The following is a 770-nucleotide window of genomic DNA, read 5'->3' as shown; positions in this document are numbered from 1 at the left end:
TTTTACCAGAAGTGGCTAGTCTAACCGCAAGGAGGACGGTCACCACGGTAGGATTCATGACTGGGGTGAAGTCGTAACAAGGTAGCCGTATCGGAAGGTGCGGCTGGATCACCTCCTTTCCAGAGCTTCTCGCCAAGTTGAGCGCTCACGCTTATCGGCTGTAAATTTAAAGACAGACTCAGGGGTCTGTAGCTCAGTCGGTTAGAGCACCGTCTTGATAAGGCGGGGGTCGTTGGTTCGAATCCAACCAGACCCACCATTGTCTTGTCTGGCGGTAGGTACCTGAGGTTATCTGTACTCATGGGGGCATAGCTCAGCTGGGAGAGCACCTGCTTTGCAAGCAGGGGGTCGTCGGTTCGATCCCGTCTGCCTCCACCAATCTTCAATGACAAGGGTTCGAACGAAGCGTTGTTCGAGTCTTTGTCATTGGCGATTGAGCCAGTCAGAGTGATATGAGTAACACCATATCGGCTGTCGTTCTTTAACAATCTGGAAGAAGCAAGTAATTTGGATAGCGGAAGCGTCTTGAGATGGACGTGAAAACTATCCGGGTTGTGATTGTATCGATGTATCTCAAGATGATTCGAACTTAATGTTTGACTCAATTTGGAATACGGCACAACGCGAGAACTCAACCTGTAACGAGACAGACTCGTTATAGGGTCAAGCGAACAAGTGCATGTGGTGGATGCCTTGGCGATCACAGGCGATGAAGGACGCGGTAGCCTGCGAAAAGCTACGGGGAGCTGGCAAACAAGCTTTGATCCGTA

The 770-nt window shown here is 50.5% G+C and carries 2 tRNA genes and 2 rRNA genes; all 4 read left to right on the top strand.

Going from position 1 to position 770, the window contains the following annotated elements:
• A 16S ribosomal RNA gene (locus tag G3N98_RS39505) occupies positions 1-119 on the top strand; the annotation flags it as partial.
• A 63-nt stretch (positions 120-182) separates the two neighbouring features.
• A tRNA-Ile gene (locus G3N98_RS39500) sits at positions 183-259 on the top strand.
• 43 nt (positions 260-302) lie between these two features.
• A tRNA-Ala gene (locus G3N98_RS39495) sits at positions 303-378 on the top strand.
• 283 nt (positions 379-661) lie between these two features.
• Positions 662-770: ribosomal RNA gene (locus tag G3N98_RS39490) — 23S ribosomal RNA — on the top strand; the annotation flags it as partial.

This window comes from Burkholderia sp. Tr-20390, from assembly GCF_017104595.1.
In the GTDB taxonomy this organism is placed as follows: Bacteria; Pseudomonadota; Gammaproteobacteria; order Burkholderiales; family Burkholderiaceae; genus Burkholderia.
The sequence above is the reverse complement of the archived record's forward strand: the minus strand, read 5'-3'. Positions and strand labels throughout refer to the sequence as shown.